The organism is Desulfotomaculum sp. OF05-3, from assembly GCF_003435535.1.
GTDB lineage: Bacteria > Bacillota > Clostridia > Lachnospirales > Lachnospiraceae > Pilosibacter > Pilosibacter fragilis.
In genome coordinates this window covers 1-16494 of sequence record NZ_QWGO01000048.1, presented here as the reverse complement: position 1 = coordinate 16494, position 16494 = coordinate 1, and the positions used below count along the sequence as shown (strand labels likewise).

The following is a 16494-nucleotide window of genomic DNA, read 5'->3' as shown; positions in this document are numbered from 1 at the left end:
TTGGTGGTAGACAATCATTCATGCGTTTGTCGTGCATCATTCCGGTAGCCTTGACCAGCCAGTACCACTTCTGGTCGTCGGAGAGCCAGCCCTTCACTGGCTTCCCATTTCTGTAATAGCTCCACTGGCCGCTGTCATTCTGATGCCAGCCGTTTGCGGTCTGCGAGTCAATGACGATCTCCACAAACCGCCGCAGGACGGTGGCGACTTCGGCGCGGGTGGCGGTTCCTTTGGGGTCAAAGCGGTTATTTTCCTTGCCAGCCAGGATGCCCGCCTGCTGCATGACCTTAACCGCATCCTTCGCCCAGCTACTGATCTGTGCGTTGTCCGCAAAAGTCACAGCCTGGAGGGTTTTCGGAAGGTCGCAGCCCAGCTTTTTGGCGTAATTTGCCATGATGACTGCCATCTGTTCCCGGTTGATGTTGGTATCCGGCGCAAAGGTGATGGCAGTAACGCCCTCCACAATGCCGGTCTGCGCCGCCCAGTTGACATAAGGCGCATAGTAAGCGTCGGCTTTCACATCGGTGAATTTCCCGGTTTTGTAGCTGTCCGGATTGATGCCCGCCAGCCGCCCCAGGGCGGTGACGAACATGCCTCTGGTCATGCCGGTGTTGGGACTAAAGGTGGTGTCACTTGTGCCGGAGAGCAGTCCTCGGCTGGCAACAAAGAGGATGTTGTCCGCAGCCCAATGGCCGGTAATGTCGGTGAAAGCCGGGGCAGGGTTCTTGTAGCCGATGCCGTAGATGCTGAAATGACCGGTTTCAAAGACAACCGCTTTCTGGCTGGCATCGTAGCTGGATTTGGTGATCCATTCCACCTTTCCCGCGTCGTCCACATAGACTGCATAGAGATTACCTGTCTGCTCACCCTTTGCCGGTGTGTAGGGCAAACGCACCGATATAGTGTGACCATTTAAGTTGGCAATCGGTGTTTCTTTGCCGCCGGAGAGATACACCAGCGACAGATCGTAGGCCGGTCTTGTGCCGATAGCGGCTTTGGCCTCGGTGGAGCGCAGGGCATCCACCTTATCTGCCCGGAGAATGATGTCCCCACCAGCGGAGACGCTATCCAGCTGCTTCAGAGTGTCCAGCCCGATATTAACCGAAACCAGATGATCTGTTGCAACGGTAAACTGCCGGATATTTTCTTTGACCAGCAGATCCAGTGTCTGCGCCTTGATGGTCACGTTAAAAGAGGTCTGGCCTGCCGTCTGGGTGATGGGAACGGTAACGGCAATCCCGTTCTCTGTGGTGCCGTTCTTTTTCGCATCCTGTTTGGCCTTGTCGATGGCGGACTGGACAGAGCTGTTGTCCACTGCCGCATTGCCATTTTTATCCGGCTGTATGGGTTTGGTTTCACCGGTGACAGGGGCTTGAGGCTTGTCCTCCGGCTGGTTGGTGTTATCATTGTTGTCGGAATCGTCAGAATCGCCGGAGGAGGAGCCGCCACTGCTGCCCGAACCACCAGAGGAGGAGCCGCCGCCGGAGCTGCTGGAGCCGCCGCCACCACCGGAGGAGCGAGGGTTGACGGTCAGGGTACCGCTTTCAGGTGTTCCGACTTCATAATTGGTATCCATACCGGATTTCAGTGCAGTCGTCCCACTCACAGTGATGGGGAAAGAGCCGGTGCTTGTGCCGTCCGCCGTGCAGAAAGCAGTTGCTTTCGTTTCGATCACAGTAGCTTCGCTGTCGCCGGAGGCAAAGTTGCCGTAGGTCACGGTGAAGGTGGGGAGCGTTCCGTTCGCGGTCATGCTCTTGTTGTCTGCCTTGACGCTGATCGCGCGCTTTGCGACGGAGACGCTGACGCTGTTCTCCGGTACATCCGCATAGCCATCGTTGCCGATGACCTTGTAGTACACAGTGTAAGTACCGGCGTTCTTGGCCTTGGGAAGCTCCGTGCTGTAGCCGCTGCCAGAGGCCAGGCTGTACTGCAAGGTACCACCAGTGGCAGAGCCAGCATCAATCAGCACCTGATCTGCGCCGTTGTAGACCAGTCTGGTCTTGGCCGTAGGAGCGGTGACCACAGGGGTAGTCTTGTCGTTCACGGTAACCGTTACGGTGATTGTATAGCTCTCATAGTTGGTCGCGCCGGTTACAGGAACTGTGATGGTGGCCATTTTATTGGCCTTGCTCGCGTCGTTCACAAAGGTGAACTTCAGGGAGTTGCCCTCCATGACGGGATCGCCGCTGAGGACTTTTTCGCTATCTGCTGTGGTGATTGTTCCAAAACTGCCGCCCGCGGCCAGATAGCGGATCAGATCCACGGAACCGGTCGTGCCGTACTTGGCGGAGCCGGAGACGGACATGTTGCCGTAAGTTGCCTTGGTGATATTCAGTGTGACCCCATCCTTCGTCAGCGCCTCATAGTTGTCCGCACTGCTTTCTGGGGTAAAGGTCGCGGTGTATGTTCCCTTGTCGCCCACGTTGGGGACCGTGTCGCCGGTGAGACGCCATGTACCCGGTACCACCGTGCCGTTCCGCTTCGCGGTCAGGCCGGAGACGGTGAGCCCGCTCAGCTTGTCTCCGTAAGTACCGGAAGCAGTGCCGGTCCCTTCCACGGTCAGCATTGCCTTGGTGACCTCACAGGGAACAGAAACAGTAGTTGCACCGTTCTTGATCTTGTAGTTATCCTTTCCGGTGCCGTCCAGCGCAATGCTGACATTCATGCTGGTCTGGCCGCCCACATTGGCGCTGGTGTAGGCAACGGGCGTAACCTTGACCGTCACGCCGCTGTCGGCGGAGAGGATGCCGGTGACGTTCAATTCGCCGGTGGCGGTGCCTGCGTTGGTCGTGCCGTCATAGGTCTTGCTCACCTTGTAGCTGCCGGCGGTGACGGTGACTTCCTTTTTCTCCACGACGGCGTTCACGGTCGCGCTGCCCTTATGGGTGCCGCTCTCGTAGGTCGCGGTGATACCCTTGGTGGGCGTACCGGCCTTGATAGCCTGAAGCGTGATTGTTTCGGTATTTGCATTGGGTCCTACCAGCTTGAAGTATCCTCGGTCGTAATCCCAAGTCCACTTTTTGTTCGCGCCGGTCGTGTCACCGGTCTGCGATGCCGCCAGGGTGAACTTCTGACCGTAGCTTACGGTTCCGGGCAGGCCGGTGATGGTCACATCGGCAGTGGCCTTGTCAACGACTGTCACGGTGAAGGTTCCCTCCGCCGCATTGTAGTTGCCCGTTTCCACGGCGGTGACCTTGATGGTAAACTGCGCGGCTGTACAGGTCGGCTGTACAGTCAGTTGATTGCCAGTCAGGCTGACACCTTCAAGAGCTTGGCCGTCCAGCGCATAGGAGAGCGTACCGGGATTGCTACCGCCGGTCACGCCCGCGACGGTTGCCCAATCGGAAATATCCTCGGCAATACCGCCCTTGACGATGGTCTTATCTGTGGGAACGGTGATGGTCTGCGTTGCCTTACCAATGGTAAACTTCCAGCCGTCTGTCGTCAGGTCGTCAGTCGTGGCATTGTAGTTTGCACCCTCCGCAACGGAAACTTTGACCGTGTAGTCACCTGCGACCTTCGGTTCAGTCTCCGCACCGTTTTTGAAATACTTCACCGTGACAGCGCCCATGCCGTTGATGCCGGTATTCGGTTCGACCGTGGCGGTCTTGGCGTTTCCGTCATAGGTCAGGCCAGCGGGCGCGGTAAAGGTGAAGTCGCTTGCCGTCGGGATGGCCTTTTTGATGGTATACTCCACGCTGGCGGTCGCATTGTCCAGCGTGATGCTGGCGGTGTAGGTGCCAGCATTCGTGGGGAGTGCGCCGTTTTCCAATTGCTGAATATGCGTGCCCGACTTTATGTAGCTGATGGTGATCCCACTCGCCGCCGGACCCTGCCAATCGCTGCTTGCAGTCACCGTGGCGGGTTTGCCTTCCCCGCTGTAGGTCAGCTCGGCGGGGGGCGCAATGGTCACGCTGCCGCCGCTGGCGGAGCACTTGCTGCACTTGGCCTTGATGGTCGCGCCGCTTTCCGTGTACGTCCAGCTATGCTGATGCCGGGTCACGGTGAACGGCTCGCTGTCGCACTGGTAGCCGTTGTCGCTCCACACATGAACGCGGTATTGGTAGCTGCTGTTTTCCGGCAGATCGCTGATGGAGAGCGTCCCGCTTTCCGCCCCGGTATGCGTCGCATTATTCACTGTGTAGAAATACTGACTACTGAGCCAATCTTTGTCTGATTCTCTAAATAGCTCCCACCGGTAGCTGACATTCTCCGTTCCGGGCGTGACCACCGCAGTCAGCGTGATGTTGCCGTCCGTCGCAAACGCCGAGCTTCCGGTGTAGTTCGTATCGTTATTCGGATAGATCTTTTCGACCGCGAAGGGGGCTTTTTCAACGGTGACTTTTGATAGGTCTATATTGGCGTTGGAGACCCATTCGTTATCCTTTGTGCTTTTGTAAGCGTACCCCTTCGCCAGCAGCGCGTAGGGCTTGACATAGCCGGTGCTGCCCTCGATCGCGCCGTAGCTGCCGCCGCTGAGGCTGGCGCTGCTGCCGTCGTCCTTTACAGTCACACCGCTGAAGGTGCCGTTGCTCAGCAAAAGCTTTCCGCCGTTCTGCGCCGTGACAATGGCGAGCTTCGTATCCTTGTCGTTGACGGTCAATTCCGCGCCTTTGCCGTCCACCGTCACATTGAAGTCTCCGTTGCTGCCCGTGACCGTCAGAGAAATGTCCTTGGCGGTGAGGTTTGCTCTTGTGACCGTTTTCCCGCCGGTCGCCAGCGTCACCGGCCCGTTGGTCAGCTCATAGGTGGTCGAATGCCCGTTGACATAGCCATCCACATCCTGATACAGCGTGATGGTCTTTTCGCCGTCCGCCGCGTTCGCCGCCTCGATGGCAGTGGCAAAGGCCGCGTACCAGCTCGTCTTGCCGCCGACGGTCAGCAACGCCGCCATCTGCTTGCCGCAGATGCTGCAAATGCCCTTGCCGTCCGTGCCGCCGTCGTGCGTATGCGACACGACCTTGACATTTTCCAGCGATCCCACTCTATCTTCGGTCACAGCCTGATCATCGACTGTTCTGTAATACGCCGCGCCCTCCGCCAGCAGGTCGGCGAGTTTGCGGTCGCCGTTGGTTTTGATTGTCGTAAATGTGCCGCCGGAGAGCTTGACTTTGGTGGTGTAAAACCACGCGAAGACAAACGTGCCGCCGGAAATCGTGCCCGTGACAGAAGAATTGAGGAACTGAACGCCGCCATGCACCTCATCACTGGTAAAGCTGCCGCCGCTGATGTTCGCGATGCTGCTGCCGTTGAATTCGACAGGACCATCGAAGGTACCGCCCTTGGCGTTCAGCGTGCCATTCACCGTGACGGTGGAGGTGAATGTGACGCCCTCCTTCACCGTCGCCGTGCCGTCGATGGTCGCACCTCGATAGCTGCCGCTGGCAAAGGTCACGTCCGCGTTTTCAGCGACCGTCACATTCTTGGCGGTGTGCGTTCCGCCCTCCAGCGTCAGCGTGCCGGTCAGCGGCATGGAGGTGCCGAAAGCATACATATCCCGCAGCAGGGTCAGCGTCGGCTCGGTGCAGCCCGCTGCGCTCCAGCCGTTCAAGGTCTGGATGGCCTCTGCATAGCCGTGTTCCAGCGCGCTGTCTTCCGTGAAGTAGGCAGTCTTGGTCGTGCCGTCGGTGCTCTGGGCGGTAATTTTCGTGTACAGTTTCTTGTGGCACACAGAGCATACGGGGTTGCTGTCATCGGCGCACTGATGGACGCACTCCGGGAACTGTACCTTGTACGCTGTATAGCCGGTCAACTCTGCAATTTTGGTGCTCTTATCAACGACGCTCCATGTACCGCTGTTTTCGCCGTACAGCTCGCACTTCGCGTAGTCGGTTCCCAGCAGGTCTTTAACGGTGAGGCTCTTGCTCTTATTGTTATCCGTGAACCTGCCGATGGTGCAGGCGTTTGTATTGCCATTCCACAGCTTCAGATTGTAGCCTGTGCTTGTGGAGCCGCCCGCAGCATTGCTTAAAGCTAACTCGCCGATTTTGCCGCCAAAGCGCTCCAATGCGCCGCCGGTAAGAAGCTCCACGCACGAAATGTTGCCGGTGTAGGAGTCGTCAACCGCCAGCGTTCCGTTGGACGCAACCCAAAACTTGACATTGAGCGCCTGCGTTCCGCCGCCCTTGCTGGAATCCTTGACCGTCAGAGTATTGGGCTTGTTCCCGTCTCCGACATGAATGTAATAACGCCCGCTGCTGACAGTTTTGCCATTCAGATCCAGCGTCGCTGGGTAGGTATCAGAAGAGCAATTTCCTGTGAGCGTCACATCCCGCAGCAGCGTCACGGTGCTGCCTCTGGCTGCATTAAACGCCTCCGTCAGCGTCTTATAATAGGCGCTATCGCCCACGCGCGCGTCGAATTGCGTTTTGCACTTCTTGCAGGTGTAGCCGGTATCGTCCATCTCGTGCGTGCAGGGCACAAGATAGACCTTGCCGTCCTTGCCCAGACTGGTCTCGCTGTCGGCGGCGTCCGCCTTGAAGTTCTCGGCGCGGAGCGTCACGCCGCTTGCCGGTTCGGCGATGGCCCCATGCTCTATGCCTTCACGCACGCCCACATGGATGACCGAATTCTCACTCAATTCGCCTGATACAAGAATGGGCAGCTTCCAAGCAAAATTGGCGTAATAACCGGCCTTCACCGAGCCGGAAACAGTGAGCTCAGGAGTTGTTGTTTCCTTTCCGTCGTAGTAAACGTCATATTGAGAGTTGTCGGTAACGGTAGCATCGGTGAGGGTAATAGCGCCCTTTCCATAGATGCCGCCGCCCTCATAGGTGCTGTTGTTTCCGGTGATCGTCACATTCTTGACGGTTACCCCTCTCTCCGAATAAATGCCGCCTCCGTGGCCATACCTTGTATTCCCCGTGGCGGGCGCCTTGTTGTCGGTGATCGTGGCGTTGGAGATCGAAACACTGCCGGCGTTATAGTGGATATAGATGCCGCCGCCGTTGCCCTTGGTGGCCGTGTTGTCGGTGATGGTGCCGCCGTCCATGGTGAAGCTGCACTTCTGACCCACATATACGCCGCCGCCACCGCCGTCGGACGCGGCTGCGGTGTTGTTGGAGATGGTGCCGCCGTGCATGGTGAAGCTCGGCGCTGTGACATTGGAGTTCGTCGTGCCGATAAGGAACACACCTCCGCCGGAGCTGCTGCCTGCTGCATTACCGGTAATCGCTCCACCATACATGGTAAAGGACGAGCCAGTCTTAATGTTATTATGTGAGCCGATCTCTACGCCGTTTACAAAGCCGGTAATCGTGCCACCATAGAGGTTGAATGTGCCGCCGTTGATGGACACGCCGCTCCCGCTTCCGTTGCCCTGGAGCTTGCCCGTGCCGGTGCAGTCGGTCAGCGTCAGCGTCGCGCCGCTGCCGACGGTGATTTTGCCGTTGATCGTCTGCCTGTTCAGGCAGAGGTTGACCTCGCCCGTTGGCACAGTCCAGTCGCCCGACACAGACTGCGTCAGATAATAGCTGCCCGCAGAATTGGGCAGGGAATTGGCTGCCTTCCATTCTGTGTTGGTGCTATGGGTATGACCGTTGACCTCTGTATCGCTGTCCTTGCCGCAGACACAGTGGGTATGATTGGCCTGCGGCAGCGCAAACGCAGCCAGCACCGCACAAACGGCGTTATAGCGCGTCATGTCCAGCTTGGCGGCCTGCTCATCGGTGAGGGCCTTTATTTTTGCATCAATGGCTTTCAGCTGCTCCTCAATTTCGGTCGCATTGTCCTCCGTGACTGTTTCAGGCAGGGCGTCAATGAGTGCCTGCACAGCCAGCACCGCCTCCTCTTTTCCAAGACAGGCAGAGAAGTCTGCATTCTCCGCAGAGCAGACCGGACAGTCGAGATTGACCGCCTCCTGCTCACAGTGGGTCTCGCAGCTGCACTCCGCCGGAGCATTCCCGGACACACCGGGAACAAGCCCGCTGTCCTGGGAATTACACTGCTCACAGGTATACCCGCAGGGCGTCCCCTCTGTGGCCGGAATGTAGCCGCAGGTATCGTCATGTTCGCCGCGTTCATGAGGGCAGCTTAATTCTTTTGTGATACAGCCGCTTTCCTCACTGCATTCATGGGTACACGCAGTCGGCTGGGCCTCCTCTGCTTCAGATGGGGTCGCCGTATTTTCTGATACGCTGCCTTCCAAAACAGGGTAACAGCTTTCGTCATGCTCATGGACACAGGCTGCCCCTTTGGTTCCTTCCGTATATCCGCAGTCCTTTGTATGTTCCGGGTGATGCTCACACAAGCCCGTATGGACGGCGGACGCACCCGCTTTCACCGCAAATGTCGGAACGCCCGGCATCGTAAAAATCATTGCCGCCGCCAGTAAAAATGCGGCCGGCCGTTTCCATTTCCATTTCATTTTATTCATCCTCCTCACGTTGTTCGTTCCTTCTCGTTGTTTTCTGAAGCAGCCGGGATACTGCCTCCCGCAGCTGATATTCCGTCACAGGCTTCACCAAAAAGGTGTCCACCTGCAGCCTGCGGCTTTGGGGTTCAAACTCTGTCTGGTCGCTAATCCACAGGAGAGGGACATCCCTGCTGTACCCTCGTATGCTCATGCAGAAATTCATCCCCCTGGCTCCGTCCTCCATGACCACCACAGCATCATAAGGCCCATCCCGCTGCATGGCATAGGTACAAAACACGCCGTTATCAAAGCGGTCTACTTTGCCCAGCTTCATCAGCAAAGCGGTTTCTTTTTCTTTCTGGCTATAACTGCACAGCGCAATTCGCATTTTCGCACCTCCATTTCATGATGGGTTTTATCGCCTCATATAGCTCCTGATCGGAGCAGTCTGCCGGAAGAAATACAGGGATACGCAGGTGATACGCGATCAGGGCGAAGTTTTTATCATCGCTCCACCAGACAAGCGGTGTTTCCGGTGCCAGCTGCTTTGCCTGAATGGCAGCCTCCAATCCCCTTGCCCCGGTCATGGCGATGACAACCGCATGGTAGCGGCTCCGCCGCAGTGCCTGAGATAGCTGCTTCTCATTCCATAGCTCGTCGATGACAAGCTGTCCGTCCCCAGCAAAAAGGGAGCGCAGCCTGCTCTCAAACCATTCTGCATTCCTTAATTCCGTACAAAGTGCGATTTTCATGCTGAGCCTCCTTTCCTGAAAAGAAAAATAAAAAAACCAGACCTTCTCATCGGAAAGTCTGGTAGTATAATTAGAGTAGCATCTTGTCAAGAGAAATGCAACCGACTTTGTTTAAGACGCAGGTTTCCTGTTTAAGACGCAAGTTTTTTCCTGCGGTTTTATGTTATACTAATATTGGATTATTGTGCAAAGGAGATGGCACGATGCAGATTGCGATTGTGGATGACAGAGCAGAGGACAGAGAAGAACTGTCTGTCTGCCTGGAAAATTATATGAAAAAGCATCAGCTGGACTATACGCTGACAGAATTTGAGGACGGAGAGAATTTTCTGAAAGCTGCTGCCCAGGTCAATTTTCAACTTGTCTTTATGGACATCTATATGGAGAACATGGATGGAATGGAAGCCGCCAGAAGGCTGCGCCAGAAAAACAGGCTTTGTAAGATCGTTTTTCTGACCATTACAGAAGATTATGCCCGGATGGGGTACAGCCTGTCCGCCAGCTATTATCTGCTGAAGCCGCTTTCGCTCCATCAGGCAGATTTTGAAGAAGCGATGGAGCTGTGCCAGCTAAAACCGCCCTATGAAGTGATGACACTTTCGGTTATGGCTGACCGTCAAAAGCTGGAACTTCCCACAGAGAAGATTCTATACATAGATTATCAAAACCGTATGACGCGGATTCATACGGCGGAACGCGTGATACCGATAAGCGGAGGCTTTCAGGAGGTTACTGCCGCATTGCAGAAGGACAAGCGTTTTTTGCCCTGCTACCGGGGCGTTTTGATCAACATGGACTATATCAGCCAGGTTGACAGTCAGACCTTCCGTTTGATAAACGGGGAGGAACTTCCGATTGCTCTCCGCAATGGAAAACAGCTGCGGGAAGCCTACCGTCAATATGTTTTCTCTGGAATGGGGGGTATCGTATAAGAATGAAGCAAATGCACAGGCGTATTCTGGGGGGCTGTCTGGCCTGCCTCCTCTGCTTCACCGGCAATATCCCCGCATTTGCCGCTGAAACTGCAACCCCAGCCAATGCCGATGAAAGAACGGAGATCTTGCCGGATTTAGAAGGCGAGGCTCCGGGGACACTGGATAGCAAAACCCCGGAAGCATCGGAAGAAGCATCCCTCGTCCTTGTCACAAAAATACAAAAGGAAGGTGAACTGCTCTCCCTGCCTGCTTTTACCCTGCCCCTTAGAACCACACCGTCTGATGATGACCTGGAGGAAATTTGTCAGCTGGCCCTTCAGTATCAAACCGTCTGCGCCACTGTAACAGCAGGGGAAGAAATCCGGCAGGAAACATTTTCTGTCGCATGGGATTTTTCATCCATTGACCAGGCCACTCCAGGCGAATATACCGCAGCAGGCCGGATTGAACTGCCGGAGGGGTATTCCTTTGGTGAAGCTGTATTGCAGGAGCTTCAGATTTCCGTCCGGGTGGAAGAAATGCCGCCTGCTGTCATTACCTCCATAGAGCAATGGTATCCTTATACGGATGCGTTTGCAGTTCAACAGGGCAGCGAAACCGAAACGCTGGAAAATTTGTTTGCCTTTTCCCCTTACTATCTGGAATGCTATGCGGAAAATGGAACCAGCTACACCGCTGTGGTGGAATGGGATTTTTCCGGTATTGATCTGAATACTGTGGGACTGTACCATGCAGCAGGAAGGCTGACTGCACCGGAAAATACTGCGTTTGCAGAGGGAATTGCTTTCCCTGAAATCTCAATTCCTGTTTCTGTTCAGGCTCCGGGCAGCCCGGACATTAACTGCTTTCTGGCCGCCAGAGGAAACCTTCATTTTCCCTGGGTCACACCGCCAGGGGAACTGGATGAGATCAGCGTATGGCTGTCCGAAAATAACGGTTCATGGAACCGTCTGGAAAGTGGCGTTTATGCGGGTCAGGAAATGCTCTCGATTGCCACTCGTCTGCTGGCACCGGGCAGCAGTTACCGCCTTCAGGTCGATTATGACGGCGGACAGACCGGCATCCTGTCTTTTACCTACGCAGATGAAATTGTCCTTGAAGGGTATCACGATGGTGACCGGGATGGAGGGGATGCAGGCGGAAATCCACCCGATACCATCATTCAGCCGCCTCCTGAAGATACCGACGATCAGGATGACGGTTTCGCAGACAGGCCCTCCACAAAGCCTCCAAAACCGCCTGCAACAAATGGCGGCGGAATGGATTCCAACGATTCTGAAAAAACACCACCTGTCAGTGAAGAAAATGATCCTGCGGATCATGAACCATCCCACAAGCCTTCCGAGCCATCTTGGGATGGAAAAGACGATTCCATGAATAAAGAAGAATTCCCATCGGAACAGGCAAACGGTGATACAGAGGAAAATACCGCTTTACAGCAGCCCCCTGAAGTGCAGACGATTGCCGGCGCTTCGGAGCTTACCGTACCCGATCCTGCCTGGAAGCTTTCGGAAAACAGGAAAGAGCCGGTGCAAAGCGCTATGACCGTTCCCCAGGAAGTCGCAGATTCCCAAAACTCTGCTTTTTCAGAGTTCTTCGATGAAACCACTGACCGGATTTCCGGCACGCGCTTTTTGATGATGCTGCAAACAGGGGCGCAAAGAGCCATCTTTTCCAAACAGGGAATCACTATCAGCATACCAAAAGACGCCTTGCCGGAGGGTATCCAAAACGAAGATCAGATTGAAGTCATCATCCAAAAGGATACGGACGGCGGTTTTTCTTTTTCGTTTTCCATCAATGGAACTGTGCTCAACTCCCTGCCGGATGTTTCTGTCATGCTGCCCTGTCCAAATGACCCGGCAGCCGGCACATTGTTCCTCTGTGATGAAAGCGGCGTGGAAGTTCCCATGACCGGTTATGACGATACGGCGAAAGCCGCTTCCTTTCAGATCAGCCATACAGGGACTTACACCATTGTGGGAAAGAAAGATACCGCTTCCCTGGCACATGCTGCCGACACAGAGCACAGCTGGTCGCCCATATTCTTTTTGATTCCGGCCTGTCTGCTTCTTCTGTCTGCCGGTGTGTTTTTCCTAAGGAGGAGGCGAAAATAAGATGGTATCTTCTGCGGTAAAAAAATATGCTGCCTTATGTATGGTCTGCCTGTGCTCATCCCTGTTTTTTCTTGGCCTGTATCAGTTCAATAATAAATATAGCCAGAACACAATCCAAGCGGCAAATGGGATTTTAGCGCTTTCTGAGGAAGAACTTCAAAAGTCACCGGTGCGCTTTCTGGTATCCGGCTGGGCATTTTATCCTGACGCGCTTTTGACCCCGGAAGAAATACAAGATGAAAGCCATTATATGCGCTACCTTTCCATCGGAGAGCAGACCAATTTCTCCAGCCCTGCAAACCCTTCTCCCTATGGCTGCGGGACTTATCAGATGACATTCTTTCTGCCGGAACGGAAGGAAACATATGCGCTGGAAATCCCGGAAGTGTTTTCTGCTTACAACCTTTATCTGGATCATGACCTGATCCTGCAAATGGGGGAACCGGCACAGGGGACACCATTGGTTCAAAACCGCATGGTCACTTTTCATGGCGGAAAACCAGTCACACTCACCATAGCGGTCAGCAACTATGACCACTTTTACGGTGGGATTGTCTATCCGCCTGCTTTCGGAACGATGCTGGCGGTCAATACAACCAGAGGAATCCGGTTTGCATTCTGCCTGTTTGACTGTACGGTTACCTTTGTCTGTGCGCTGCTGTCCTTTTATTTCAGCCGCCGGATGAAACAGAAAAATACATTCCTGTTCGGACTGATCTGCCTTGCCATGTGCGGCCTGTCATCCTATCCTGTGCTTCATATGCTGGCTGCGGTTCCCGTATTCCCCTGGTACACGATTGAACTGTTCTGTATCTATCTGGTTACCTGGCTGATCGTAGTTCTGCAAAACCGGATATGCAGGCCGGGCTTCCTGCCTGCGGCCATCAGTAATGGGGTGGGCGCTGCCTTCCTGGTATATGCGTTTTTGTATGGCATGATGGCTTCCCATCTCTCCCTTGTAGCTATTCGCTTTTTCTCTGCATCGGTCTTTTGTTATAAGGCGGCATCTGCGCTCTATCTGCTTATCATCGCTGTGCTTGCCATTCACAGAGGAGAAAAACGGAGCAGGCCGATCTTCTATGCTGCGGCAGCCGCAACCTGCGCCTTTATATGGGATCGCCTTCTGCCGGTTTATGAGCCGGTTATCGGCGGTTGGTTTTTGGAATGGGGCAGCTTTTTCGTAGCAGCAGCCATCGGTTATTCCCTCTGGCGCGATGTGATAGAAGGATATGGAAACAGCCTGATTTTTCAGGAAGAACGCAAGCAGGTCATCCGTCAGCTTTCTATGCAGACCGAATACAGCCGTCAGGTTTCTGAGGCAGCGGCGGAAAACAGAAGGCTGATTCACGACATCAAACACTATCTGCGGACCATAGACCGCATGGCCTCTGAACATGGGCAGACAGAGATCTGCTCCTTCCTGTTACAGGTAGAGGAACAGGTTGCGGCGTCATCGGGTCACTCCCCTGCCCAGTTCTGCAAAAATCCCGTTGTAAATGCGCTGATTGAATACTACTACGGCATGGCGCAGACACAAGGGACAGAATTTCAGGTACGGCTTGATCTTCCCGATCAGATGCCGCTTACCGATGTGGAACTGTGTACGGTGCTGGGCAATCTTTTGGACAATGCCGTTGAGGCGTGCAGCCGCCAAAAGCAAGGGGTGCGCCGCGTTTTCATTGCAGGCGAAACCAGAGGCAATATGTACTTTTTGAAGATTGAAAACACTTACGACGGTCTGGCCTTGCAGGAGGGAAAAACATTTCTTTCCCGAAAGGGTACATCTGCTGATCATGGAATCGGGCTTTCCTCTGTCCGAAAAATCATTGAAAGCCATGGCGGTGATCTCGATCTTGTTCCCGGTGAGGAATCCTTTCTTGCTGGAATTACAATACAGATGTAAAAACTGTTTTCTGAGGAGCACTCAGATAACATAGGCAAGACCGCCTGTGGCGCTTTCTTGAATTGAAAAAAGCCCGCTTTTCGCGAAACTTGGACATTGCATTTTCGTACATTTCTTCGAGGGAAACGCGCTGGTGATTGTAATGAGTTGAATAGGCGAAGCCTATTTTTAATGTAACAGGAAATTCCGAAGAATTCCCTGTTACATTAAAAGGCACTGACGTGCTAAAGATGCGCACTCGCGCGAGGAGGTCGTAAGGCGAATCCACAATAACAGCGGTATAGGTGAAAGTATTTATTCCGACATAATTAAATCAATGAGTGAATCAATGTGAACTTGCATCACATTAAGGCATGGAACTGATAAATCAATTCCTTTGAAAATCAATGGGAGTTCTGTGCATCCAAGTATGATTGTGTCAACGTTCTCATCTTGAATGATTCGTTCTGCAATTGTTCGAAAGTTGTTTTGAGTATCAGATACAACTTTCCCAAGTTCCAGTTCTGTTTCAATTTTTCTACCAATATACTCTTTCTCTGCCGCATCCGGTGTAATGACTTCGATACCTTTAGATTCGAAAGATTGCTGAAAAAAGGTTCCGTTCATGGTTGGAAGAGTTCCTAACAGGCAAACTTTTCTGTATCTGTGTGCTTTGGCAAATTCACTTGCGGTATCTACCATACTAACAAGCGGTACAGGAGATACTTTCGATAATGCATCAAAAACAATATGTGTTGTGATTCCGGTTAGAGCAGCGTATTGTACTCCTGCTGCAGAAAGTTGATTGATACCGTTGAGAAGATAATCTGTCAACCCATCATAATCCTGATTTTTGCATAAATTGAGTACGTCAAATACATTAAGACTTTCTATGGTGATATTGGGAAAGAAATTTTGACCACTTTTTTTCTGTACGCCATATTCTATGCTGCGATAATATTCAATGGTGGATTCTGGCCCTATTCCACCAATTAATCCTAACTTTTTCATTAATTTTACCTCTGAGTTTAGGAAAGTCTGCAAATATGTTCGTCTTCATGAATGCCTTGTGCAAAGCTTCTAATGACTTTCCTGACGGAATGGCATGTAGATATTCCACGGTACATTTATAAGAGTATAGTCTGTTTTTTAAATTCCTGTCCGATCTTATTCTGTTCTTTCATGCATGCAATAAATTTCTCACGGGTCACATCTTGCGGGCGGTACTGCCATTCGGTGGAAGTAAGAATTCTATCTGCCATGAGATCAAATTCATCTTCAGTGATATCGATATCATCGAAGCATACCGGAAGACCGATACTGGCATTGAATTTCATGATCGTATCACGGAGAGCGTTCGCGCCTTCATAGGTGAGCAGGCAGAGAACACCGAGGGATACGACTTCGCCGTGCAGGTGTTCGTGACCATGACGCGTGATCGTGGAGCCGTTATAGACACAGTGCGCGAGGGAGGAATTGTAGTAATAATCCGGAATATGAGTCGTCATATTGGAAACGATACCGGTGGAGACGATGATATCCAAAGTGACCTGCATGAGGGCATCGCTGACTTTGTGCGCTTTTAAGGATGCGAGTGCCTCTTTTCCATAATCCAGGAGCGGTTGTGTGCAGACTTTACTGAGCTGGACACCCATTAACGGAGTATGGCTTAAGTGCTTACCTTTGCTGGAAAAAACAGCCTCACATTCTTTGGAGAGTGCGTCGCCGATTCCGGCCCAGAGGAGGTCGTAAGGAGAATCCGCAATCACGGCGGTATTGATGAAGGTATGATCCGCAAGCTTCGGATAATAATATTCCCGGAAGGTGCCGTTGGCGTTGTAGATGACACAGATAGCAGTCACGGCTGCGCAGTTGCTGGCAACGGTCGGGAAGGTAAATAACGGTTTGTCAAGTTCGTTTGCTACATATTTTGTGGTGTCGCAGGCTCTTCCTCCACCGACACCAAAGATGATATCTGCGTTGCGGACAGCCGGATTCTCGATCAATGCATTGCCGTTCTCGTAGCTGGAATCACCGCCGTACCAGATGAAATCCGTGATCTCAAGATCGGAGCCCTTGATGCCTTCCAGGAGCGCATCTTTTGCTTTTTCCATGGCTGTTTTACCGCCGATCACGACTGCCTTTTTTCCATAGTTTCTTGCGACGTATGGAAGTTCCTTGTAACAATTTTCACCGATGGAATAATTAGGAAGATATACACTGTAACTCATTTGCTTCTGCCTTTCTTGTTGTGAGCTGACAAATATCCGGAATAAACAAGATCTGTCAGATTGTGGGGGTAACTGTTAGAGGATAGAATAAACTGTCCAGAGGCGTTACGGTTGATAGTAAAGATTTGTCATCAAAATGGATAACATATCAATATTATAGGCGTTTGGAAAAATAATTCAAGATGTTCTTAATTTAACCTGTTGTGCTAGATAAAATAATATAA

The 16494-nt window shown here is 52.9% G+C and carries 8 protein-coding genes; 3 read left to right on the top strand and 5 right to left on the bottom strand.

All coding sequences use genetic code 11. The annotated features are described in order from the left end of the window. The 3 genes from DXA87_RS16200 to DXA87_RS16190 form a co-directional block, all read right to left on the bottom strand. Positions 1–8365 (bottom strand): S-layer homology domain-containing protein (locus tag DXA87_RS16200; protein ID WP_117505340.1); only part of this gene is annotated, 8365 nt, incomplete at its 3' end. Position 8366: 1 nt separating this feature from the next. Next, positions 8367–8741: a hypothetical protein gene (locus DXA87_RS16195; RefSeq protein WP_117485678.1), complete on the bottom strand. Its 375-nt coding sequence runs from the start codon at positions 8739–8741 to the stop codon at positions 8367–8369. Beyond that, the gene (locus DXA87_RS16190) at positions 8716–9105 is read right to left on the bottom strand and encodes a hypothetical protein (protein ID WP_117485676.1); all 390 of its coding nucleotides are present in this window, start codon (positions 9103–9105) and stop codon (positions 8716–8718) included. Before DXA87_RS16190 ends, DXA87_RS16195 begins: the two co-directional genes overlap by 26 nt. 203 nt (positions 9106–9308) lie before the next feature. On the opposite strand from DXA87_RS16190, the gene DXA87_RS16185 reads away from it, so the two are divergent. The 3 genes from DXA87_RS16185 (at position 9309) to DXA87_RS16175 (ending at position 14060) form a co-directional block, all read left to right on the top strand. Beyond that, positions 9309–10037 carry a LytTR family DNA-binding domain-containing protein gene (locus tag DXA87_RS16185; protein WP_158553093.1) on the top strand — a complete coding sequence of 243 codons (729 nt, stop codon included), beginning with the start codon at positions 9309–9311 and terminating at the stop codon, positions 10035–10037. Positions 10038–10165: 128 nt separating this feature from the next. Next, the gene (locus DXA87_RS16180) at positions 10166–12157 is read left to right on the top strand and encodes a hypothetical protein (protein WP_147327097.1); all 1992 of its coding nucleotides are present in this window, start codon (positions 10166–10168) and stop codon (positions 12155–12157) included. Between the two features lies 1 nt (position 12158). Further along, positions 12159–14060, top strand: coding sequence for an ATP-binding protein (locus tag DXA87_RS16175; RefSeq protein WP_117485670.1), 1902 nt, complete (start codon positions 12159–12161; stop codon positions 14058–14060). A 294-nt stretch (positions 14061–14354) separates the two neighbouring features. On the opposite strand, the gene DXA87_RS16170 is transcribed toward DXA87_RS16175, so the two are convergent. Continuing rightward, positions 14355–15050 (bottom strand): amino acid racemase, encoded by a 696-nt coding sequence (locus DXA87_RS16170; protein ID WP_117471276.1) that lies wholly within the window; start codon positions 15048–15050, stop codon positions 14355–14357. Between the two features lie 116 nt (positions 15051–15166). Continuing rightward, a complete protein-coding gene (locus tag DXA87_RS16165) occupies positions 15167–16270 on the bottom strand; it encodes an iron-containing alcohol dehydrogenase family protein (protein ID WP_117485668.1) in 1104 nt (367 codons plus the stop codon). Between the last annotated feature and the right edge of the window lie 224 nt (positions 16271–16494).